At 70.2% G+C, this 19,475-nt stretch carries 22 protein-coding genes, 1 tRNA gene and 1 riboswitch; of the genes, 6 read left to right on the top strand and 17 right to left on the bottom strand.

Going from position 1 to position 19,475, the window contains the following annotated elements; all coding sequences use genetic code 11:
* Positions 1-15: 15 nt before the first annotated feature.
* The 3 genes from OHA58_RS22380 to OHA58_RS22370 all read right to left on the bottom strand — a co-directional run bounded on the left by OHA58_RS22380 (position 16) and on the right by OHA58_RS22370 (position 2,594).
* Entirely contained in the window at positions 16-1,731 is a 1,716-nt protein-coding gene (locus OHA58_RS22380; RefSeq protein WP_405480903.1) for an RNase A-like domain-containing protein, read from the bottom strand.
* Positions 1,731-2,084, bottom strand: coding sequence for a WXG100 family type VII secretion target (locus OHA58_RS22375; protein ID WP_405480901.1), 354 nt, complete (start codon positions 2,082-2,084; stop codon positions 1,731-1,733). Before OHA58_RS22375 ends, OHA58_RS22380 begins: the two co-directional genes overlap by 1 nt.
* 105 nt (positions 2,085-2,189) lie before the next feature.
* A complete protein-coding gene (locus OHA58_RS22370) occupies positions 2,190-2,594 on the bottom strand; it encodes a WXG100 family type VII secretion target (protein ID WP_405480900.1) in 405 nt (134 codons plus the stop codon).
* A 204-nt stretch (positions 2,595-2,798) separates the two neighbouring features.
* Here OHA58_RS22370 and OHA58_RS22365 point away from each other — a divergent pair, with 204 nt between their 5' ends.
* A complete protein-coding gene (locus OHA58_RS22365) occupies positions 2,799-3,104 on the top strand; it encodes a hypothetical protein (RefSeq protein ID WP_405480899.1) in 306 nt (101 codons plus the stop codon).
* A gap of 31 nt (positions 3,105-3,135) precedes the next feature.
* Here OHA58_RS22365 and OHA58_RS22360 read toward each other — a convergent pair whose 3' ends face one another.
* Together OHA58_RS22360 and OHA58_RS22355 are read right to left on the bottom strand one after the other, a co-directional pair.
* Positions 3,136-3,498: a VOC family protein gene (locus tag OHA58_RS22360; RefSeq protein WP_405480898.1), complete on the bottom strand. Its 363-nt coding sequence runs from the start codon at positions 3,496-3,498 to the stop codon at positions 3,136-3,138.
* 45 nt (positions 3,499-3,543) lie between these two features.
* A complete protein-coding gene (locus OHA58_RS22355) occupies positions 3,544-4,569 on the bottom strand; it encodes a GlxA family transcriptional regulator (protein ID WP_405480897.1) in 1,026 nt (341 codons plus the stop codon).
* 71 nt (positions 4,570-4,640) lie between these two features.
* Between OHA58_RS22355 and OHA58_RS22350 the strand changes: the two genes are divergently transcribed.
* Positions 4,641-5,963: an MFS transporter gene (locus OHA58_RS22350; protein WP_405480895.1), complete on the top strand. Its 1,323-nt coding sequence runs from the start codon at positions 4,641-4,643 to the stop codon at positions 5,961-5,963.
* Here the strand turns inward: OHA58_RS22350 and OHA58_RS22345 are convergent.
* A complete protein-coding gene (locus OHA58_RS22345) occupies positions 5,893-7,221 on the bottom strand; it encodes a DUF445 domain-containing protein (protein WP_405485099.1) in 1,329 nt (442 codons plus the stop codon). The genes OHA58_RS22350 and OHA58_RS22345 overlap by 71 nt on opposite strands.
* 289 nt (positions 7,222-7,510) lie before the next feature.
* Here OHA58_RS22345 and OHA58_RS22340 point away from each other — a divergent pair, with 289 nt between their 5' ends.
* Positions 7,511-8,833, top strand: a complete 1,323-nt coding sequence (locus tag OHA58_RS22340) for an SGNH/GDSL hydrolase family protein (RefSeq protein WP_405480894.1) — start codon at positions 7,511-7,513, stop codon at positions 8,831-8,833.
* Between the two features lie 40 nt (positions 8,834-8,873).
* On the opposite strand, the gene OHA58_RS22335 is transcribed toward OHA58_RS22340, so the two are convergent.
* Genes OHA58_RS22335 through OHA58_RS22320 form a run of 4 tightly spaced genes read right to left on the bottom strand, consistent with a single transcriptional unit; the run spans position 8,874 to position 12,333 of the window.
* Positions 8,874-9,710 carry a DUF1707 domain-containing protein gene (locus OHA58_RS22335; RefSeq protein ID WP_405480893.1) on the bottom strand — a complete coding sequence of 279 codons (837 nt, stop codon included), beginning with the start codon at positions 9,708-9,710 and terminating at the stop codon, positions 8,874-8,876.
* A gap of 9 nt (positions 9,711-9,719) precedes the next feature.
* Complete coding sequence (locus OHA58_RS22330; RefSeq protein ID WP_405480892.1) at positions 9,720-10,709, bottom strand: ATP-binding cassette domain-containing protein; 990 nt, start codon at positions 10,707-10,709, stop codon at positions 9,720-9,722.
* Positions 10,710-10,715: 6 nt separating this feature from the next.
* Positions 10,716-11,480, bottom strand: coding sequence for an ABC transporter permease (locus OHA58_RS22325; RefSeq protein WP_266569383.1), 765 nt, complete (start codon positions 11,478-11,480; stop codon positions 10,716-10,718).
* A 40-nt stretch (positions 11,481-11,520) separates the two neighbouring features.
* Entirely contained in the window at positions 11,521-12,333 is an 813-nt protein-coding gene (locus OHA58_RS22320) for an ABC transporter permease (RefSeq protein ID WP_405480890.1), read from the bottom strand.
* 221 nt (positions 12,334-12,554) lie between these two features.
* Here OHA58_RS22320 and OHA58_RS22315 point away from each other — a divergent pair, with 221 nt between their 5' ends.
* The gene (locus OHA58_RS22315; RefSeq protein ID WP_405480888.1) at positions 12,555-14,807 is read left to right on the top strand and encodes a transglycosylase domain-containing protein; all 2,253 of its coding nucleotides are present in this window, start codon (positions 12,555-12,557) and stop codon (positions 14,805-14,807) included.
* Between the two features lie 24 nt (positions 14,808-14,831).
* On the opposite strand, the gene OHA58_RS22310 is transcribed toward OHA58_RS22315, so the two are convergent.
* From OHA58_RS22310 to OHA58_RS22300, 3 genes are all read right to left on the bottom strand, one after another.
* Positions 14,832-15,152 carry a multidrug efflux SMR transporter gene (locus OHA58_RS22310; protein WP_227294972.1) on the bottom strand — a complete coding sequence of 107 codons (321 nt, stop codon included), beginning with the start codon at positions 15,150-15,152 and terminating at the stop codon, positions 14,832-14,834.
* 31 nt (positions 15,153-15,183) lie between these two features.
* Positions 15,184-15,254: riboswitch (guanidine-III (ykkC-III) riboswitch) on the bottom strand.
* A 63-nt stretch (positions 15,255-15,317) separates the two neighbouring features.
* A complete protein-coding gene (locus tag OHA58_RS22305; RefSeq protein ID WP_199841797.1) occupies positions 15,318-15,620 on the bottom strand; it encodes a co-chaperone GroES in 303 nt (100 codons plus the stop codon).
* Positions 15,621-15,718: 98 nt separating this feature from the next.
* Positions 15,719-16,057, bottom strand: a complete 339-nt coding sequence (locus tag OHA58_RS22300; RefSeq protein ID WP_405480886.1) for a DUF3618 domain-containing protein — start codon at positions 16,055-16,057, stop codon at positions 15,719-15,721.
* Between the two features lie 129 nt (positions 16,058-16,186).
* On the opposite strand from OHA58_RS22300, the gene bcp reads away from it, so the two are divergent.
* The gene (bcp, locus tag OHA58_RS22295) at positions 16,187-16,654 is read left to right on the top strand and encodes a thioredoxin-dependent thiol peroxidase (RefSeq protein ID WP_405480884.1); all 468 of its coding nucleotides are present in this window, start codon (positions 16,187-16,189) and stop codon (positions 16,652-16,654) included.
* Between the two features lie 343 nt (positions 16,655-16,997).
* A tRNA-Leu gene (locus OHA58_RS22290) sits at positions 16,998-17,082 on the top strand.
* Between the two features lie 53 nt (positions 17,083-17,135).
* Here OHA58_RS22290 and rdgB read toward each other — a convergent pair.
* The 4 genes from rdgB to OHA58_RS22270 all read right to left on the bottom strand — a co-directional run bounded on the left by rdgB (position 17,136) and on the right by OHA58_RS22270 (position 19,460).
* On the bottom strand, positions 17,136-17,741 hold the full coding sequence (rdgB, locus tag OHA58_RS22285) for an RdgB/HAM1 family non-canonical purine NTP pyrophosphatase (protein ID WP_405480882.1): 606 nt from the start codon (positions 17,739-17,741) through the stop codon (positions 17,136-17,138).
* A gap of 43 nt (positions 17,742-17,784) precedes the next feature.
* A complete protein-coding gene (locus tag OHA58_RS22280) occupies positions 17,785-18,183 on the bottom strand; it encodes a hypothetical protein (protein ID WP_405480880.1) in 399 nt (132 codons plus the stop codon).
* Positions 18,184-18,292: 109 nt separating this feature from the next.
* Complete coding sequence (rph, locus tag OHA58_RS22275; protein WP_405480879.1) at positions 18,293-19,030, bottom strand: ribonuclease PH; 738 nt, start codon at positions 19,028-19,030, stop codon at positions 18,293-18,295.
* 109 nt (positions 19,031-19,139) lie between these two features.
* Entirely contained in the window at positions 19,140-19,460 is a 321-nt protein-coding gene (locus OHA58_RS22270; RefSeq protein ID WP_405480878.1) for a glucose PTS transporter subunit EIIB, read from the bottom strand.
* Positions 19,461-19,475: the final 15 nt, after the last annotated feature.

Genomic DNA, 19,475 nt, shown 5'->3' with positions numbered 1-19,475 from the left:
GTTGACCACCTCTCCTTAGGGTCCCTTGTGCGGCATGGCAGTGAGCACGATGAACGGCGGGTGAAGGCCTTCCTTGTAGATCAGGCGGACCTGTACCCAGCTCTTGTCGTCGGCTTTGGCACTCATGCCGTCAGTATCATAGTCGTCACGCGAGACGCTGCGGCCCGTGGACTGACCCGCGAATTCCTTGTAGATCGGAGGCTGGATCTCCGATTTGTTCGGGTCGTAGTTCGGGTTGTTCTGGATCTTTTTCTCGACGCTCTCGATCCATTTGTCGATGCGGTCGGCGTTGTTGATGTCCTCGATGGCCGCGGTGGTGAATTTCTGGGCGGACGCGAGGTCCTTGAACGTCGAAGCGGCGGGTGCACCGGCCTGATCGCGGAGCCGCATTCTCAGCTGATCGTCGGTGAGGCCGACGTGCTTGTCGATGGGATGGCTTCCGTAGAGGCCTTCCTGATTCGCCAGGTCCAGCGGATAGAACATGTTGTCCGGGTCCTGCCCCGGAACGGTGAAGTGGTGCTCTTTTTTGTAGTCGTTCAGCGAGCGCGCGCCGAAGGCCTCCGCGCGGGCCTCCTCCGCCGCGTACGTCGGAGCGGCCCGGTGCGCCTCGTCCAACGCCTCCATGAGCGCGTCGAGTCGGGGCCAGAGCGCGTTCACGCGGCGGTTGTACTCCTCCACGACACGGTTGAGCGCGGCCGTGTCGATGTTGAGGGTGATCTCGACGCTCAGTTCCGCGCCGCCCTTGGCGAGGCCCTTGAGGAAACGGCCTACGCCCTTCGCGCCCTCTTTGAGGTCCTTGAGGTCGACGCCGTCACTGAGGTCGATGTCGCCGACGGCCTTCTTGACCGCGTCCAGGTAGATGTCCCAGACCTCGCCGTTCACGTACACCGCCGCCTCGGCGAACTCGCGCAGCAAGTCGCTGATCTTCATCGCGGTGTCGAAGAGGACAGTCATGACCGGGTGGCTCGGCTTCTGGTTGGCCGCCGAGTCGTGCTTCCACTCGTAGTTCGCCGTCTGCTTGCCCCAGGCCGTACTGCCCCACAGGGAGCTGCAGAACTGGCGCATGGCGTCGTGCCATTCGCTGTTGCTCTGCTGGGTGATGCCGTACATCTGGCCCGTCAGATTGCCCTCGGCCCAGGACAGCGCCTTCGTCATGTCCGCCCAGGACTGCGACAGCGAGTTGAGGTAGTGCTGCTGCGGATACGGGTAGACCTCGGCGACCTTGCCCCAGCGGAAGGCGTGTTCGAGCAGCGGGCGGATGAGGTGCCAGACGACGTCGGGAATGCACTCCAGGAGCGAGCGGATGAAGTCGTCTCCGCCGTCGTCGTCGCCCCACTTCAGGTCGGGGACCGAGCCGTAGTCCGGGGCCTTGTCGATGACGACGGGCGGGGGCTGCGTCTGGGGCTTCGTCTTGCCCGAGGCGTCGTTGGCGGCCTCCGCCTTGGAGTAGTTGTTCGCGGTGGTGGCGAAGCCGACGGCGGCGCCTCCGATACTGACGACGGCCTTGGCCCACACCTCGAGGTAGCGGTTGCCGGCCTTGAGGTAGGAGGCAGCAAAGGCCTGCGGGGCCGTGCCGTAACCGCCCGCGTCGGGGTACTCCTTGAGCTCCTTGATCAGGTTCTTGGCGGCCTTGTCGAACGGCGTCTGCTCGCCCGCGAACCCGCCCGCGACCTGATGCAGGGTGGAGGGCTTGACGTCGATGGTGCCGCTGCTCGGCGCCGGCGTCCCCATCAGGCCGCGCCCCAGCCGCGCAGGACCGCCCGGTGCGCCGCCGCGTAGTTGATGTGGCCCGTCGTCACGATCTCGTGCAGCCACTTCTGGGCCGCCTGGAGGTCCTGCGCCGAGTGGTCCCACTCGTCGAGCTTGTCGACGAACATCTCCCGGGCCTCGCCCTGCCAGGACAGGACGACCGGCTCGACGCGGTCGTAGAGGTCGTCGATCCGGCCGTTGAGCTGCTTGAGGATGTCCTCGAGCTCCACCGCGAGATGGTGGAGGGTGGTGAAGGTGACCGATATGTGGTCGTCGGCGTCGCTGGGCGGCACGGATCCCCCTTGTCGCTGTGCGCGTCTGCGGCTACGAGTCATGGCTACGGCTACATCTGCGTACGGGCCTGCGGTCGACGGCTGCGTACGGATGCGGCGGCGAATGGTGAAGGTGAGCCGGTGAGGTGAGCGGGTGGACCGGCCGGATCAGAAGCTGTCCAGGCCGCTGCGCGGCCGTGACGGCGGCGCGGGCGCCTCGACGTTCGGCGTGGACAGCTTGTCCGCCTCGCCCGCCACGTCGACGTTGACCTGGATCCGGCGGAACTGGTCGAGCTTGTCCAGTTCGAGCTGCGTGAAGCCGTCGCGGCTCATGCGGACCGCCTGCTCCAGGACCTTCATCACCTCGCGGATCCGTACGGCGTCCTCGGCCGCCGCCCGGTGAAAGCCCCGGTACGCCGTCGACGCCGAGCCGCTCCAGCCCGCCTCGATGCTGTCGACGATCGTGTCCATGCGCTTCACCTGCTTGTCCAGGTGGTCCTGCATGCCGTCCAGGTCGTCCGCGAGCTTGGTCAGCTTCTCGGGTGGAACCCGTAGATCTTTTGGATCGCCCATCACACCGCTCCCCCGGTCACATGTGGCGCTCAACCCCCGTTGATCGCACAGGAATTCTAGAGCACCGCGGGCCATATACGACGGCACCCTGGATCCCCGTACGCAGGGAACCGCACCTGCCCGCAGGTGCCGCAATCCCGCGCGTTAGCCTCGAATCGGTCCACGTCCACCCCGGGCCGCACATGACGGAGAAGCGAGGCAGTGATGGCGAAGGTACCGGCGGCCGCAGTGGCCGCGAGCGGGATTGTCGGCGGGTACGCCGTGGCGCGGTTCACCAAGAAGCGGCAGCTCGGCGGCGTGGTGCTGGCCGCCGCCGGCGTCGCGGCCGGGGCTCAGTGGCGGCAGGCCGCCGGGGGCAGGGTCGCCGCCGTGCTCGGTGGTGCCTACGTCGCCGCGTTCGCCGGGTCGCACCCGCTCGCCAAGAAGCTCGGCGCCTGGCCCGCCGTGTTCACGGTCGCCGGGGGCGTCGCCGCCGCGTCCTGGGCGCTCGCCGACCGCCGCGCCGCGTAAGCCGTAGCCGTACCGGAGCTACTTACGGGGGCTACGCGCCCCGGTGCCCCAGTACGTTCACCACTCGCCCCTCCGGGTCCCGTACGAAGAAGCGGCGTACGCCCCACTCCTCCTCGCGGAGGTCGTGGACGATCTCGGCGCCGGATGCGCGTACCTGCGCGTAGACCGCGTCCACGTCCTCGACCTCCACGCTGAGGTCCGGGACCACGGGCGCGGTCGCTTCGTGGGTGAGGAAGCTGACCTGGGCGGTCGGGTTGGAGGGGGACGCGAGGGTCATCACCCACCCTTGGTTCATGACCTCCTCGAAGCCGAGCAGGCCGTAGAAGTCGCGGTTCTCGGCCATCGACTCCTGTGACGGCGTCGTGAGGTTCGGGACGATCCTGCGGATGGTCATCGGGGCTCCCGTGCGGTGGAGTGGGGTCCGGGCGGCGCGCAGGAGTCACCTCCCCCTGAACGTCGACCTGTACGCCCCCGGCGGCACCCCGAGGCCCGCCTGGAAGTGCGCTCTGAGCGACGCACCCGTGCCGAAGCCCGCCTCCGTCGCGATGCGGTCGACCGTGTGGTCCGTCTGTTCCAGGAGTTCGCGCGCGCGGTCCACACGGCGCTGGGTCAGCCACTGGATGGGGGTGAGGCCCGTCTCCTCCCGGAAGCGGCGGCTGTACGTGCGCACGGACATGGCGTCGTGCGCGGCCAGTTCGGCGAGGGTGAGGGGCTCGGCGAGGCGGGTAAGGGCCCACGCGCGCGACGCGGACGTGGACGTCAACCCCTCTGATTCCACGGGGCGTTGGATGTACTGCGCCTGGCCGCCCTCCCGGTGCGGGGGCACCACCGTGCGGCGCGCCACCTCCGCCGCGACGGCCGCGCCGTGGTCGCGGCGGATCATGTGGAGGCACAGGTCGATTCCCGCCGCCTCGCCCGCGGACGTGAGGATCCGGCCCTCGTCGACGTACAGGACGCCGGGGTCCACCGTCACGGACGGGAACGTGCGCGCGAAGAGATCGGCCGACATCCAGTGCGTCGTCGCGCGCCGGCCGTCCAGGAGCCCCGCCGCCGCGAGCACGAACGAGCCCGTGCAGATGGAGGCGATCCGGCGCGGGGCTGATGCGTCCTCCGGCCCGCGCAGGGCCGCCGCCGCGCGCAGGGCCGCCGCCAGCTCCTCGGGCAGGCCGCCCGGCCGCAGGCCCTCGTCCGTCTCGTGCGACGCCGGTACGAGGACCGTGTCCGCGGCCGCCACCGTCGCCAGGCCGTGCTCCGCGTAGATCGGGAAGTCCGCGTCCGTACGGATCCTGCCGGGGCGCGGGGCGCAGGTGAGGACGTCGTAGAGCGGCTCGCCCGCCGCGGACCTCGCCGTGCCGAACAACTGGTGGACCAGGCCGAGTTCCATGGGCAGGACGCCGTCGCGGACGAGGACGGCGACGGTCCGGCGACCGCCGTCCGCCGGGGTCGCGGGCCTTACGGGAGTCATGGCCAGATTCTTTCACCTCGTGGCCATCTGGCCAGTCGTGGCGGCGGGTGCCTCCGTCACAGGGTGAAGTCATGAAGAACTCCCGCCCCCGGCCGCACCCCCGGAAACCCGGGTCCCCCTGGACCGTCGCCGCCGGAGCCGCGCTCGCCATCGTCACGGCCGGAGCGTTCAGCACGCTCGCCGGTCTGCTCGTCGGGCCGCTCCACGAGGATCTCGGCTGGTCACGGGCGTCCGTCGGGCTCGGCTCGCTCGTGAACATGGTCGTTTACGGGGCGACCGCCCCCTTCGCCGCGGCGCTCATGGACCGGTTCGGGATGCGGCGCGTCGCCGTCGGCGCCCTGTGTCTCGTCGGGGCCGGGGCCGGGCTCGCGACGACCATGACCACGCCCTGGCAGTTCGTCCTGTACTGGGGCGTGCTGGTGGGCCTGGGGACGGGGGCGACGGCCACGACGTTCGCCGCGACCGTCACCGAGCGGTGGTTCGTCGCGCGGCGCGGGCTCGTCACCGGGCTGCTCACGGCGGCGAGCGTGGTGGGGCAGTTCGTGTTCCTGCCCGTGCTGTCGTGGGTGATCGACGCGTACTCGTGGCGGGCCGCCGCCGCGGCTCTCGCGCTCGCCGCGGCCGGCGCGCTGCCCGTGGTGTGGGCCGCGGTGCGCGATCCGCGGAAGGCCCCGGGCCGAACCGAAGACACCGCTCGCCCCGCCGGCCGTACCGAGGACGCCGCGCGGCGCGCCCTGCGCACCCTCGCCCGAGCCGCCCGCACCGGCCCGTTCTGGCTGCTTGCCGGGACCTTCGCCGTCTGCGGCGCCTCGACGAACGGGGTGATGTGGACGCACTTCGCGCCCGCCGCCCACGACCACGGGATGCCCGTGACCGTCGCCGCGTCGCTGCTCTCCCTCATCGGGATCTTCAATGTCGCGGGGACGGTGGCGTCCGGATGGCTGACGGACCGCGCCGATCCGCGCCGCCTGCTCGCCGTGTACTACGCCCTGCGCGGCCTCACCCTCCTCGCGCTGCCGCTACTCCTGACGTCGGCCGTGGACGCGCCGCTCGTCGCGTTCACCGTCGTCTTCGGGCTGCTCGACGTGGCGACCGTGCCGCCGACGATCGCGCTGTGCCGCGCCCACTACGGGGCAGACGCGCCGGTCGTGTTCGGCTGGGTGAGCGCCGCGCACCAGGTCGGGGCCGGGGCCGTGGCGTTCGCGGGCGGGATGGCGCGGGACGCCTTCGGCTCGTACGACCCGGTGTGGGTGGGCGCGGGCGCGCTGTGCGCGGGGGCGGCGCTGCTCGCGCTGACCGTACGGCGGGCGCAGGGGCCGCGCGTCATGCCCCCAGCACCCGCGACACCGCGTAGATCGCGAGCCCTGCCAGCGAGCCCACCACCGTGCCGTTGATCCGGATGAACTGCAGGTCACGGCCGATGTGCGCCTCGATCTTCTTCGAGGTGTGCTCGGCGTCCCAGCCCGCCACGGTGTCCGTGATCAGGGAGGTGATCTCCGTGCGGTACGTCGTCACGACGTACGTGGCCGCGCCCTCGACCCAGCCGTCGACCTTGTCCTGGAGGCGCGCGTCGGTCGCCATCCGGGCGCCGAGGGAGAGCAGCGAGGCCCGTACGCGCAGCCGCAGCTCGCTGCGCTCGTCCTCCGCCGCCGCGACGATCATGGCGCGGACCGCGGACCAGGCGGAGGCGATCAGGTCCTGGACCTCGGGACGGGCGATGACCTCGGACTTCAGGCGCTCGACGCGCGCCCGCGTGTCCGTGTCGGACTGGAGGTCGGAGGCGAAGTCGCCGAGGAAGCGGTCGAGGGCGCCGCGGGCCGGGTGCTCGGGCATGTCGCGCATCTCGGTGACGAAGCGCAGGAGCTCCTTGTAGACGCGGTCGCCGATCTTCTTGTCGACGAACCGCGGGGTCCAACCGGGGGCGCCGCCCTGCACCGCGTCCATCACGGAGTCCCCGTGCCGCACCAGCCAGTCGTGGGCCCGTGCGCAGACGAGGTCCACGGCCCGCTTGTGGCCGCCGTCGGCGACGACCCTCTCCAGCAACTTGCCTATGCCGGGCGCTACCTCCTGGGCGTCGGCGCGGCGCGTGATGGCCTCGCCGACGACGGCCTGGACGTCCGAGTCGCGCAGCACGGTGAGGGCTCCGCGCAGGGCGGTGGCGAGCTCGGCCGTCACCCGGTCGGCGTGCTCCGGTTGGGCCAGCCAGGTGCCGAGCCGGCCGCCGATGCCGACGGCGCGCAGCCGCTGCCGTACGACGTCGGAGGAGAGGAAGTTCTCCCCGACGAACTCGCCGAGCGAGACGCCCAGCTGGTCCTTCTTGGTCGGGATGATCGCCGTGTGCGGGATGGGCAGGCCGAGGGGGCGGCGGAAGAGCGCGGTGACCGCGAACCAGTCGGCGAGGGCGCCGACCATGCCCGCTTCGGCGGCGGCTGCCACGTAGCCCGCCCAGGCGCCGGCGCCGGAGTTCTGCCCCCACTTGGCGAGTACGTAGATGACGGCGACGAGCAGGAGCAGGCCGGTGGCGGTGGTCTTCATCCGCCGTACGCCGCGCTGCTTCTCCACGTCGGCGGGGCTGAAGGAGCCGGGGCCCGCGCCGAACGGGGCCGGTCGCGTCCTGAATGAGGAGCCGCCCGCACGGGCATGCTCACCCATGCCCGCTTCGCCCGTTTCCTCCGTGTCGCGCGCGGCCGCCGCGCGCTTCGCGTCCTCCACTTCGTCCACTCAGCTCACTCCGCCCGTCGCAGTCCGCTCACCCGGCAGTCCCCCGTGTCATCCCTCTCACACATTGTCCCTACCTGACCGACTCCCGGAACGGACGACAAGTTCCCGGCGTCTCAAAAGGCGGAGGGGGGCAGTGTCGGCTTCCTCCCGGCCCATGACGCATCATGGGAACATCACATCGGAGCCTCGGGGCTCCCGCTGCCCGAGGAGACACCCCCGCATGACCAAGCGACACGGTTATGCCCTGCTGGCCGCGGTCGCGGCCCTGATCGTCGTGATTTCGGCCGCCATATACCTGGGCGTCTCCGGTGCCTACGACGGCTCGAACAGCACGGTCAGCGCCGGCCCCCGGCACCCGCAGAACTCGGCGGCCCCCGCCTCCACCGGCACCTGGTCGGGCAGTTGGTCGGCCTCCCCCGCGGGCGGCGAGCCCGGCACCGAGACCGACGGCCTCGCGGGCCGCTCCGTGCGCAACGTCGTGCACACCAGCATCGGCGGCACCAGCGCCCGCATCACGTTCTCCAACCTCTACGGGCAGCAGCCGCTCAGCATCACGCACGCCTCGGTCGCCGTCGCCGCCGCGCCCAACAGCCCGGCCGCCGCGGCCGGCACGCTGCGCCGCCTCACCTTCGCCGGCAACACCTCGGTCGTCATCCCGGCCGGCTCCCAGGCCATGAGCGACGCCGTGCGGCTGCACGTCCCGCACGACGCGGACATGCTCGTCACGAGCTACTCGCCCACCCCGTCGGGCCCGGTCACCTACCACCCACAGGCCCGTCAGATGTCGTACGTCGCCCAGGGCGACCGCGCGGAGGACGCGACCGGCGCCGCGTACACGGAGCAGACCCCGTACTGGCGCTACGTCACCGCGCTCGACGTGCTCAGCAACGAGTCGGACGGCACCGTCGTCGTGATCGGCGACTCCCTGACCGACGGCGTCACCTCGACGGTGGGCGCCAACCACCGCTGGACGGACATCCTCGCCGCCCGGCTGCGCGACGAGAACGGCGCGGCCCGCTACGGCGTCGTCAACCAGGGCATCAGCGGCAACCGCATCCTGTCCGACGGCCTCGGCCGCCCCGCGAACAACCCGAGCGGCCTCTCGCGCTTCGACCGGGACGTCCTCGACCGGTCCGGCGTCAAGGCCGTCGTCATCGCGCTCGGCGTCAACGACATCCTCCGCAACCCGCACCAGAACGACCCCGACAAGATCGTCGAGGGGCTGCGGGAGCTGACCCGGCAGGCGCACACGCGCGGCCTGCGCGTGGTCGGCGCGACGCTCATGCCGTTCCAGGGCCACCGCGGCTACGAGCCCCGCCTCGACGGCGTGCGCCAGGCCGTGAACACCCAGATCCGCTCCGGCAAGGTCTTCGACGAGTTCGTCGACTTCGACAAGGCGCTGCGCGACCCGTACAACCCGCGCAAGCTCCTGCCCGCGTACGACTCCGGTGACCACCTGCACCCGAGCGACTCCGGCTTCCGCAGGATGGCGGACACGTTCAACCTGACGACGCTGAAGGGGTCGACGCCGGCCGAGCTGTAGCGCCCGGCACGGCTGCACCACCGCTCACGGCGCGGGTGCGCTACCGCTCGCGCCTCTCGCGGCGCTCCTCCGCCCGCTCCCACTGGCGCTGGCGCCGCTCCTCGTGGCGCTCGTGCCGCAGCTGATGGCGTTCGGCGTGCCGCTCGCGGTGCCCCTCCAGCGCCTCAAGGTGCGCGGCCATGCGGTCCAGCTTGTCCTTGCGGCGCTCCTCCTTGAAGCGAAGACGGTCCTCGCGCCTCGCCTTGCGGTCCACGCCGACGCCGCCCATCAGGGCGAACCCCCGTACGACGACCCGCGGGGAGCCCGGCGTGCCCTCGCCCGACGCCCGGTCGTCGACGCCGCCCATGATGCCGAAGCCCTTGACGGTGACATCCAGCTCCGGCGGCACCTTGATCTGGACCCCGCCCATGATCGTGAAGCAGTTGATGACCACGTCACGGGACGCGAACCGCGCCTCCCGCAGGTCGATCTCGCCGCCGCCGAACATCGTGAACGCGGTGAACCTCTCGCCCACCGTCCAGCGCCCCTTGCGGCCGAACCCGCCGAAGAGCGCGAGCGCCCACGTGGACGTGGCCTCCCCGCCGATCCGTGCCCGCCAGTCGACCGCGCCCTCGGGCTGCGGCTCCTTCACGAAGCTCACCGGGGTCCCCGGCACCGCCGCGCCCGCCCCCGGCAGATCACGCGTGATCGGCGCCAACTCACCGTACGTACGCGCCGCGTACACGGCCTCGAGCCGCTCGTCGAACTCCTCCATGTCCAGGCGTCCCTCGGCGAGGGCGTCCCGCAGGACCTCCGCGACCCGGTCCCGGTCGGCGTCGGAGGCCCGCAGCTCGGGCAGGTCGTTCGGCTCGGGGCGCTCAGGGCGTTCGTCCGTCATGGGGTCAGCCTACGAGGGCGCGGCCGTTCCTCCCAGGGATGGTTCCTCCCTGGCGTACATCCGGGCGATCACGGACTCGATGTCCGGCTCCCGCACCGACAGATCCGCCAGCGGATACTCCGCCGCGATCTGCGCGACCAGCGGCGCCGCCGACTGCGCGGCCGGGAACGCCAGCCACTGGCGCGGCCCGTCCACCTTCACCACCCGGGCGAACTGCACGTCCAGCGGCGGAAGTTCACGCTCCAGGTCGACGACGAGGGTCCGCTCACTCTCCCCCACCTGGTGCAGGCCGTCGAGCTGACCGTCGTACATGAGGCGACCGTGGTCGATGACCATGACGCGCTTGCAGAGCTGTTCGATGTCGGTCAGGTCGTGCGTGGTCAGCAGCACCGTTGTGCCCCGTTCCTCGTTCAACTCCCGCAGGAATCCCCGCACTTTGACCTTGGAGACGACGTCGAGCCCGATGGTCGGCTCGTCGAGGTAGAGCACCTCGGGGTCGTGCAGCAGGGCCGCCGCGATGTCGCCGCGCATGCGCTGCCCGAGGGAGAGCTGCCGCACCGGCGTGTCCAACAGGCCGCCCAGTTCCAGGAGTTCGACACACCGGTCGAGGTTCTCCCGGTAGCGGGCGTCCGGGATGCGGTACATGCGGTGCATCAGCCGGTACGAGTCGATCAGCGGCAGGTCCCACCACAGCGTCGTGCGCTGCCCGAACACCACGCCGATCCGCCGCGCGAGCCGCGTCCGCTCCCGGGACGGCTCGATACCCGCGACGCGCAGCCTGCCCGCGCTGGGCGTGAGGATGCCGGTGAGCATCTTGATCGTGGTGGACTTGCCCGCGCCGTTCGGCCCGATGTAGCCGACCATCTCGCCGCGCGGCACGCTGAAGGTGAGCGAGTCGACGGCCCGCACCTGACGGCGCTCGCGCCGCAGCAGCCCCGTCTTCCTGCGCACGTCGAAGACCTTCTCCACGCCGTCGACCTCGATGAAGTCCTCAGCCATACGTCTTCAGCTCCCGGTGCTGCGGTACGAACGGACACCCGCGCGCCAGGCCAGACCCGCGAGCGCGCAGCTCCCGGCGGCCACCAGCGGCGGCGTGAAGGCGAGCCACCAGGGCAGGCCGACGGGGTAGGGGCGGCCGAGCACGTACAGCGCGGGCAGCCAGTTGACGAAGGCCAGCGGCACGACGAACGTCACGCCGATCACGAAGTCCCTGGCGAACACCGTCGGCGGGTACTGGAGCAGCGTCAGCCCGCCGAACGTGAACGCGCTCTGCGCCTCCGCCGCGTCCTGCGCCCAGAACTGGAACGCCGCCCCGGCCACGTACACCGCGCCGAAGATCGCCGCGCCGCTCAGCAGCATCACGGGCAGCAGAAGCAGCTTGGCGAGCGTCCAGTCGAGGTCCAGGCGCGTCAGCGACCAGCCGAGGACCAGGGCGCCCTGGAGGAAACGGCCGAGGCGGCGCAGGCCGAAGCGGTCCGCGGCGACCTGCACGAGCACCGGGGCGGGGCGCACCAGGAACGCGTCGAGGGAGCCGTCGCGCACCCGCAGCCCGAGATCGTCGACGCTGCCGAGCAGGAGAGCGGTGATCCCGAAGGAGACGGAAGCGGTCCCGTACAGGAAGGCGGTCTCCGCGAAGCTGTAGCCGCCGATCGAGGTCGCCTGCGAGAACATCATCCAGATCACGACGAAATCGAGGGCCGTGACAAGGAAGTTGGTGAGAACCGCGGCCGCGAACGACGTGCGGTAGACCAGGGTGGAGCGGATCCACATCGCGGCGATCAGGCCGTAGACCCGTACGCTCCCGCCGACGTCAGCCACCTTGGAGCACCGCCTTGCGCGTCGCGGAGGACTGGAGGAGGCGGCCCGCGGCGAGCAGGACGACCGCCCAGCCGGCCTGGAAGGCGTACGCCATGAGGACTTCGGCCGCGCCGGAGCGGGCGCCGAGGAGGATGTCCGCGGGCATCTGGAGGAGCGACGCCCACGGCAGCACCCGCGCGATGTCGCCGAGCGCGCCGGGCATCGCGTTCAGCGGCAGCAGCAGCCCCGTGAAGAACATCCCCACCAGACCCCCGAACTGCAGGACCCCCGACCCGTCGAGCAGCCAGAACGCGCTCAGCGCCAGCACATAGCGGATCGCGAAGCTCACCACCACCGCCAGCACCACCGCCACCAGGAACTCCAGCCACACCACCGGATCGCCCGGCAGCGCGAGCGGAAAGGCGAGCGCGCCCACCGTCAGCGGCACCAGACCCCGGCTGAACAACTGGAACCCGGCCCGCCCCAAGTCGCCGGCCAGATACCACAGTTGGAGGTCCACGGGCCGGTACAGATCCACAGCGATGTCGCCGTTACGGATCCGCGCCACCATGTCGACGGCGAAACCCGCGTTGAATATCGACAGGGCCTGCGCGAGCGCCTGCCCGATCCACACATACGTCAGCGCCTGCGTCTGGTCGTACCCGCCGAGCCCCGGCCGCTCGTCCCACAGCGCGATGTACGTGTACGCCACGATGAACCCGAAGACGGTGTTCGTGAACACGCCCGCAGCGGTGGCCGAACGGTACGTCGCGAAGCGCCGGAACCCCCCGGCGGCGACGGCCGCGTACAGACGGCAGGACCCCACGAACACTTCCCCGCGCTCCCGTCTTCCGTTCCGTCTTCCGTTCCGGACCAAAGCGCAGGAGCCTAGCGGGAGCAGGGTGTACCGTGCCACGCATTTTCGGCTCCCCCGGCGCGTGCCACGCCCCGGCCGCACCACCCATCGATGCCAGAGTGTCCGGCAGGAAGTAAAGAGCCGTACGAGGCGTACGTGACGTACGGAGGGAAACAGGAGTTCCACAGGGCATGAGCGACGAGCCGCAGCAGCCGAAGGCCGCAGAGTCCGGGAAGGCCGGGAAGCCGGCGAAACGCAAACGCCCCCGGCGCACGGGCTGGCGCCGCCTGATCCCCACCTGGCGCATGGTCCTCGGCACGATCTTCGGCTTCCTGCTTCTGTGCATCGGCCTGTTCACCCTCGGCTACGTCCTCGTCAAGATCCCGCCCGCCAACGCCACCGCCACCGCGCAGAGCAACGTCTACCTGTACGCCGACGGCAGCCAGCTCGCCCGCGACGGTGAGATCAACCGCGAGAACGTCTCCCTCTCCCAGATCCCCAGGAACGTCCAGCACGCCGTACTCGCCGCCGAGGACCGCGACTTCTACAACGAGTCCGCCATCGACCCCAAGGCGATGGTCCGCGCCGCCTGGAACACCGTCACCGGCAAGGGCAAACAGTCCGGCTCGACGATCACCCAGCAGTACGTGAAGAACTACTACCTGGGCCAGGAACAGACCATCACCCGCAAGGTGAAGGAGTTCTTCATCTCGATCAAGCTGGACCGCGAGGAGAGCAAGGACCACATCCTCGAGGGCTACCTCAACACCAGCTACTTCGGCCGCAACGCCTACGGCATCCAGGCCGCCGCCCAGGCCTACTACGGCGTGGACGTCGAGGACCTCACCACCGCGCAGGGCGCCTACCTCGCTGCCCTCCTCAACGCCCCCAGCGCGTACGACGTCATCGCCCACCCCGAGAACAAGGCGCAGGCCGTCGCCCGCTGGAACTACGTCCTCGACGGCATGGTCAAGGAACGCTGGCTCAGCGCCGCCGAACGCACGAAGACGACGTTCCCCATGCCCGACGACGCCAAGGGCCCCGCCGGGATGTCCGGCCAGCGCGGCTACCTCGTCCAGGCCGTCAAGGACTACCTCACGGACAACGACATCATCGACGAGGACACCCTGGCCGTCGGCGGCTACCGCATCACCACCACACTCCAGAAGAAGAAACAGGACGCCTTCGTCAAAGCCGTCGACGACCGGCTGATGTCCAAACTCGACAAGGAGAACCGCGCGGCCGACCGCAACGTCCGCGCCGGCGGCGCCGCCATCGACCCCGCGACCGGCAAGGTCCTCGCGATGTACGGCGGCATCGACTACACGAAGCAGTACGTCAACAACGCCACGCGCCGCGACTACCAAGTCGGCTCCACGTTCAAGCCGTTCGTCCTCACCTCGGCCGTGGAGAACGCCTCCACCACCCAGGACGGCCGCACCATCACCCCGAACACCGTCTACGACGGCACCAACGCACGCCCCGTACAGGGCTGGAGCGGCGGCTACTACGCCCCCGAGAACGAGGACAAGGTCGACTACGGCCCCATCACCGTCCGCACCGCCACCGACAAGTCCGTCAACGCGGTCTACGCGCAGATGGCCGTCGATGTCGGCTCCGACAAGGTCAAGCAGACCGCAATCGCCCTCGGCCTCCCCAAGAACACCCCCGACCTGACCGAGTCCCCCTCGATCGCGCTCGGCCCGGCCACGGCCAGCGTCCTCGACATGACCGAGGCGTACGCGACCCTCGCCAATCACGGCAGGCGCGCCACGTACACGATCGTCGCCGAAGTCACCAAGGACGGCGAGAGCGTCGACCTGCCCGAGCAGACCACCAGGCGCGCCGTCACCCGCGAGTCCGCCGACACGACCACGTCCGTCCTGCAGAGCGTCGTCGAGGGCGGCACCGGCACCGCCGCCCTCGCCGCGGACCGGCCCGCCGCCGGCAAGACCGGCACCGCAGAGGAGGACACGGCGGCCTGGTTCGCGGGCTACACCCCCGACCTCGCCACCGTCGTCGCCGTCATGGGCCAGAACCCCGACACCGGCGCCCACACCCCGCTCTACGGGGCGCTGGGTCTGCCGCGCGTCAACGGCGGCGGCTTCCCGGCGCAGATCTGGGCCCAGTTCACCAAGGCCGCGCTCATGGGCAGCTCCGCCAAGGACTTCGACCTGGACCTGGAGTCCGGCGCCGAACAGCCCGAGATCCCCTCGGCCGCACCCGACGAACCGTCCACCGAACCGACCACCGGCGAGCCCTCCAGCGAGCCCCCGTCCGAACCGGCGTCGTCCGGCCCCCCGACCGCACCGTCCACACCGGCGGAGCCCACCTTCGCGACTCCGTCGGAGGAACCGAACCCACCGTCAGGACCGGTGAACGAACTGTTCGGCGACTCGGACTCCACCCGCGACTCCGACTACCACTACGACTACGACGAGTGACAGTGCCCCTCAGCGGCCCGACGCCTAGTGACCCGATGTCGCCTTGAGACCCACGATCGCGACGATCAGCAGCACGATGAAGAAGATCCGCGCGGCCGTCGCCGGCTCCCCGAGCGCCAGCATGCCGACGACGGCCGCACCGGCCGCACCGATGCCCACCCATACGCCGTAAGCCGTACCGATCGGCAGGGTCTTGGCGGCGTAGGAGAGCATCACCATGCTGGCGACGATGCCCGCGCCGGTGAACACGCTCGGCCACAGCCGGGTGAACCCGTCCGTGAACTTCATGCCGATCGACCAGCCGACCTCGAGAAATCCGGCGATCACGATAAGAACCCAGGCCATGACAGGCACCTCCGTCAGTTGGATCAACAGGGGTGCGTCGTCTTTGCGATACCCGGTACGGCGCGTCTCGTCGGGGTCCCCCAAAGGTAGCAAAGAGCGTGCAAAAGGGCTGGTGACAACGGTCACCAGCCCTTGAGCGACGCAATGAGTACGAGCCGCGCGGGTCTAGAGGTACAGGCCCGTCGAATCCTGGGAACCCTCGAACCGGTCGGCGGCCACCGCGTGCAGATCGCGCTCACGCATCAGCACGTACGCGACACCCCGCACCTCGACCTCGGCCAGGTCCTCCGGGTCGTACAGCACCCGGTCGCCCGGCTCCACCGTCCGCACGTTCTGCCCGACGGCCACCACGACGGCCCAGGCCAGACGCCGCCCGACCGCCGCGGTCGCCGGAATCAGGATCCCGCCGCCGCTGCGCCGCTCGCCCTCGGCGGTGTCCTGCCGTACGAGCACACGGTCGTGCAGCATGCGGATGGGCAACTTGTCGTGCTGGGTGCTGTGCTTCTCGCTGTTGGCGCTCACGCCCCGAACCTACCTGCCGCGGCCGCGCCCGTACGCAGGAAGGGTCAGCGCTTGCGGCGCCGCGCGGTCACGGCGAGCAGCCCCACGAGACCGGCCACGGCGAGAGCCACGGGCACGATGCGCTCCACACGCGGCGCACCCTCCTCGGAGACGAACTGCGCCTTCACGTCCGACACCAGCCGGTTCGCGCCCACATAGGCCCGCCCGACGGAGTGGTCGACACTCGACACGAACTTGGCCTTCGCGTCACCGACGATCGTCTTCGGGTGCACCCGCACCCCGATCTCGTCGAGAGTCTCGGCCAGCGCCTCGCGACGGCGCTTTATGTCCGCCTCGATCTGCGCCGGGGTCCGCGCATCCGACGTTCTCGACGTGTCCGACACCGCGCTGCCTCCGTGGTCGCTGTTATGGCACTGGTCGTGGACAGTCTGTCAGCTCGGCGGCCACCGCACCCCACGGCACCCCCATTACGCTCGGGTCCCGTACCCGTATCCCGTACGAGGAGTCCCACCATGAGCGAGCGACTGACGACCGGCGACACCGCCCCCGCCTTCACGCTGCCCGACGCGGACGGCAACGAGGTCTCCCTCGCCGACCACAAGGGCCGCAAGACCATCGTCTACTTCTACCCGGCCGCCCTCACCCCCGGCTGCACCAAGCAGGCCTGCGACTTCACGGACAACCTCGACGTCCTCGCGGGCGCGGGCTACGACGTGATCGGCATTTCCCCGGACAAGCCGGAGAAGCTCGCGAAGTTCCGCGAGAAGGAAAACCTCAAGGTCACGCTCCTCGGCGACCCCTCGAAGGAGACCCTCGTGGCCTACGGCGCGTACGGCGAGAAGAAGCTCTACGGCAAAACGGTGACGGGCGTGATCCGCTCCACGATCGTCGTGGACGAGGACGGCAAGGTCGAGCGCGCCCTCTACAACGTGAAGGCCACCGGCCACGTAGCGAAGATCATCAAGGACCTCGGAATCTGACCCGCCGACCGCGGAACCGGTGGAGTCCCAGGCCCGCGCACCGAAGTTCTGACCCCCAGCTCCCCGAACGGCCCGCCCGCCGCCTTGCCGGCACGGAGCGGGCCGTTCCGCATTTCGTGCGTGCCGATCCGATTTCGGTTCGTTAGCCCGTACTAGAGCGCGAACTGATGACTCCGCAGGGAGCTGCTCCGCGCGGGCGGGACGATCTGCGCCCCCTGTGCCCGAACTGTCATGCATTGACTAGAACTTGATGCCGACGCAACACGCGCGCTCCCGCGCCGAGCAGCGCCGCCGTACACTGACGGGGCGGATCTCGCCGGGAAGGCGAGATGTCCGTTATGTTGCGGTCGTGGTGGAATCTGGCAGTCACGTCGGGTTTAGGTCCCGGTGGGAGAAATCCCGTGAGGGTTCGAATCCCTCCGACCGCACACAAAAGGGCGCTCCCCGGTGGGGAGCGCCCTTCGTTCGCTGTCAGCCGGGCTCAGCCCAGCAGCTCCTTCACCACCGGCACCAGTGCCCGAAACGCCTCCCCTCGATGCGAGATCGCGTTCTTCTCGTCCGGGGTCAGCTCGGCACAGGTCCGCGTCTCCCCCTCCGGCTGCAGGATCGGGTCGTAGCCGAAGCCGTTCGTGCCCGCGGGGGCGTGGCGCAGGGTGCCACGCAATTGGCCCTCGACCACGCGCTCCGTACCGTCCGGCAGGGCCAGTGCCGCGGCGCAGGCGAAGTGGGCCCCCCGGTGGACGTCGTCGTCGATGTCGCCGAGCTGGGCGAGGAGGAGGTCGAGGTTGGCCTTGTCCTCGCCGTGGCGGCCGGCCCAGCGGGCGGAGAAGATGCCGGGCGCTCCGCCGAGTACGTCGACGCACAGGCCCGAGTCGTCGGCGACGGCGGGCAGGCCGGTGGCCTTGGCGAGGGCGTGGGCCTTGAGGAGGGCGTTCTCGGCGAAGGTGACGCCGGTCTCCCTGACGTCGGGGATGTCGGGGTAGGCGTCCGCGCCGACGAGGTCGTGGGGCAGGCCTGCGTCGGCGAGGATCGCCCTGAGCTCGGTGATCTTGCCGGCGTTGCGGGTGGCGAGGATGAGGCGGGTCATGGAGACCAGTATCGCGGCCGGCGCTGGCGCACTACGGCGGGTGCTACGGCGTGCAGACCTTGGTCAGTTCGCCGGCGGCGTCGGTGACCGGGGTGATGTCCGGGGTCTCGTCGCCGTTCTTGATGGCCGTACGGACGTTGCCCACGGCCTTGTTGAGGTCGTCGACGGCCTTGGAGACGTCGGCGTTGTCCGTCTTGTCGCCGATCTTGTCGAGGTTCTTGTCGATGGAGTTCAGCGCTTCGTCGGCCTGGCCGGGGTCGTTCGCGGCGTTCTCGACGGCCTGCTGGAGGTCGGTGACGCTGTCGGCGATGGAGTCGGCGGTCTGGACGCAGTCGAGCGCCTTGTCGACCGCGCTGCAGCCGGTGGCGGCCGGTACGGCGATGAGTGCCGCGGTGGCGGCTATGACGGCGATGCGGCGACGGTTGCGTGGGCGCGCGGCCATGGAACGGTCCTCCCCTGTGTGCGGAACGGGCATACGGCGAGATGCCGTACACCCGTCCGTAGTGACGCGGTTGGCGTCTTTCGGGTTGCCACCCTACTTGGCGTGCTCTTTACCTTTCGAGGGTGGCCTCGAGTGCCGCGCGCTGGGCGGTGGCGAGGTCGGCGCAGCCCGAAACGGCAAGGTCGAGAAGGGAGTTGAGTTCGTCGCGGGCGAACGGCTCGGCCTCGGCGGTGCCCTGGACCTCGACGAAGCGGCCGTCGCCGGTGCAGACGACGTTCATGTCGGTGTCGGCGCGTACGTCTTCCTCGTAGCAGAGGTCGAGGAGGGGGATGCCGCCGACGATGCCGACGGAGACGGCGGAGACGGTGCCGGTGAGGGGCTGGCGGCCGGCCTTGATGAGCTTCTTGCCCTGGGCCCAGGTGATGGCGTCGGCGAGGGCGACGTAGGCGCCGGTGATGGCGGCGGTGCGGGTGCCGCCGTCGGCCTGGAGGACGTCGCAGTCGAGGACGATGGTGTTCTCGCCGAGGGCCTTGTAGTCGATGACGGCGCGCAGCGAGCGGCCGATGAGGCGGCTGATTTCGTGGGTGCGGCCGCCGATCTTGCCGCGGACGGATTCGCGGTCGCCGCGGGTGTTGGTGGCGCGCGGGAGCATCGAGTACTCGGCGGTGACCCAGCCTTCGCCGCTGCCCTTGCGCCAGCGGGGGACGCCCTCGGTGACGGAGGCGGTGCAGAAGACCTTGGTGTCGCCGAAGGAGATGAGGACGGAGCCTTCTGCGTGCTTGCTCCACCCTCGTTCGATGGTGATGGGGCGGAGCTGTTCGGGGGTGCGGCCGTCGATGCGAGACATGGGGGGAGCCTAGCGAAAACGTCGAAGGCCCCGTTCCGGGTGTCCGGTGAGGGGCCTTCTTCGTGCGTGCCCGATCCAGCCGGGAGACTCTAGGCGGGTTGCCGGGCGCTCACATCATGTCTTCGATCTCGCCGGCGATCGGGTCGGCGTCGGTGCCGATGACGACCTGGATGGCGGTGCCCATCTTGACGACGCCGTGGGCGCCGGCGGCCTTCAGGGCGGCCTCGTCGACCTTGCTGGGGTCGATGACCTCGGTGCGCAGGCGGGTGATGCAGCCCTCGACCTCTTCGATGTTGTCGAGCCCGCCGAGCCCGGCGACGATCTTCTCAGCCTTGGTGGCCATGTGGTTCTCCCTGACTTCTCTCTTGGCCCGCCATGGGCCCGCTTTGTCACGGTAACCCACGGTTGGCCCATCTTCACGAGCGGTCATGCAACCCGTGACGAA

It is taken from the genome of Streptomyces sp. NBC_00009 (assembly GCF_045040855.1).
Lineage (GTDB): Bacteria > Actinomycetota > Actinomycetes > Streptomycetales > Streptomycetaceae > Streptomyces > Streptomyces aureus.
Note: the sequence above shows the minus strand (reverse complement) of the source record. Positions and strands in the feature narration are given on the sequence as shown.

Coding starts and splice junctions, on each gene's coding strand:
- OHA58_RS22335 (WP_405480893.1), bottom strand. CDS start 9,710: ATGACGGACGAACGCCCTGAGCGCCCCGAGCCGAACGACCTGCCCGAG.
- OHA58_RS22380 (WP_405480903.1), bottom strand. CDS start 1,731: ATGGGGACGCCGGCGCCGAGCAGCGGCACCATCGACGTCAAGCCCTCC.
- rph (WP_405480879.1), bottom strand. CDS start 19,030: ATGTCTCGCATCGACGGCCGCACCCCCGAACAGCTCCGCCCCATCACC.
- OHA58_RS22370 (WP_405480900.1), bottom strand. CDS start 2,594: ATGGGCGATCCAAAAGATCTACGGGTTCCACCCGAGAAGCTGACCAAG.
- OHA58_RS22350 (WP_405480895.1), top strand. CDS start 4,641: ATGAAGAACTCCCGCCCCCGGCCGCACCCCCGGAAACCCGGGTCCCCC.
- OHA58_RS22375 (WP_405480901.1), bottom strand. CDS start 2,084: ATGACTCGTAGCCGCAGACGCGCACAGCGACAAGGGGGATCCGTGCCG.
- OHA58_RS22365 (WP_405480899.1), top strand. CDS start 2,799: ATGGCGAAGGTACCGGCGGCCGCAGTGGCCGCGAGCGGGATTGTCGGC.
- OHA58_RS22345 (WP_405485099.1), bottom strand. CDS start 7,221: ATGGGTGAGCATGCCCGTGCGGGCGGCTCCTCATTCAGGACGCGACCG.
- OHA58_RS22325 (WP_266569383.1), bottom strand. CDS start 11,480: ATGTGGATCCGCTCCACCCTGGTCTACCGCACGTCGTTCGCGGCCGCG.
- OHA58_RS22315 (WP_405480888.1), top strand. CDS start 12,555: ATGAGCGACGAGCCGCAGCAGCCGAAGGCCGCAGAGTCCGGGAAGGCC.
- OHA58_RS22355 (WP_405480897.1), bottom strand. CDS start 4,569: ATGACTCCCGTAAGGCCCGCGACCCCGGCGGACGGCGGTCGCCGGACC.
- OHA58_RS22310 (WP_227294972.1), bottom strand. CDS start 15,152: ATGGCCTGGGTTCTTATCGTGATCGCCGGATTTCTCGAGGTCGGCTGG.
- bcp (WP_405480884.1), top strand. CDS start 16,187: ATGAGCGAGCGACTGACGACCGGCGACACCGCCCCCGCCTTCACGCTG.
- OHA58_RS22280 (WP_405480880.1), bottom strand. CDS start 18,183: ATGGCCGCGCGCCCACGCAACCGTCGCCGCATCGCCGTCATAGCCGCC.
- OHA58_RS22340 (WP_405480894.1), top strand. CDS start 7,511: ATGACCAAGCGACACGGTTATGCCCTGCTGGCCGCGGTCGCGGCCCTG.
- OHA58_RS22270 (WP_405480878.1), bottom strand. CDS start 19,460: ATGACCGCTCGTGAAGATGGGCCAACCGTGGGTTACCGTGACAAAGCG.
- rdgB (WP_405480882.1), bottom strand. CDS start 17,741: ATGACCCGCCTCATCCTCGCCACCCGCAACGCCGGCAAGATCACCGAG.
- OHA58_RS22305 (WP_199841797.1), bottom strand. CDS start 15,620: ATGCTGCACGACCGTGTGCTCGTACGGCAGGACACCGCCGAGGGCGAG.
- OHA58_RS22360 (WP_405480898.1), bottom strand. CDS start 3,498: ATGACCATCCGCAGGATCGTCCCGAACCTCACGACGCCGTCACAGGAG.
- OHA58_RS22330 (WP_405480892.1), bottom strand. CDS start 10,709: ATGGCTGAGGACTTCATCGAGGTCGACGGCGTGGAGAAGGTCTTCGAC.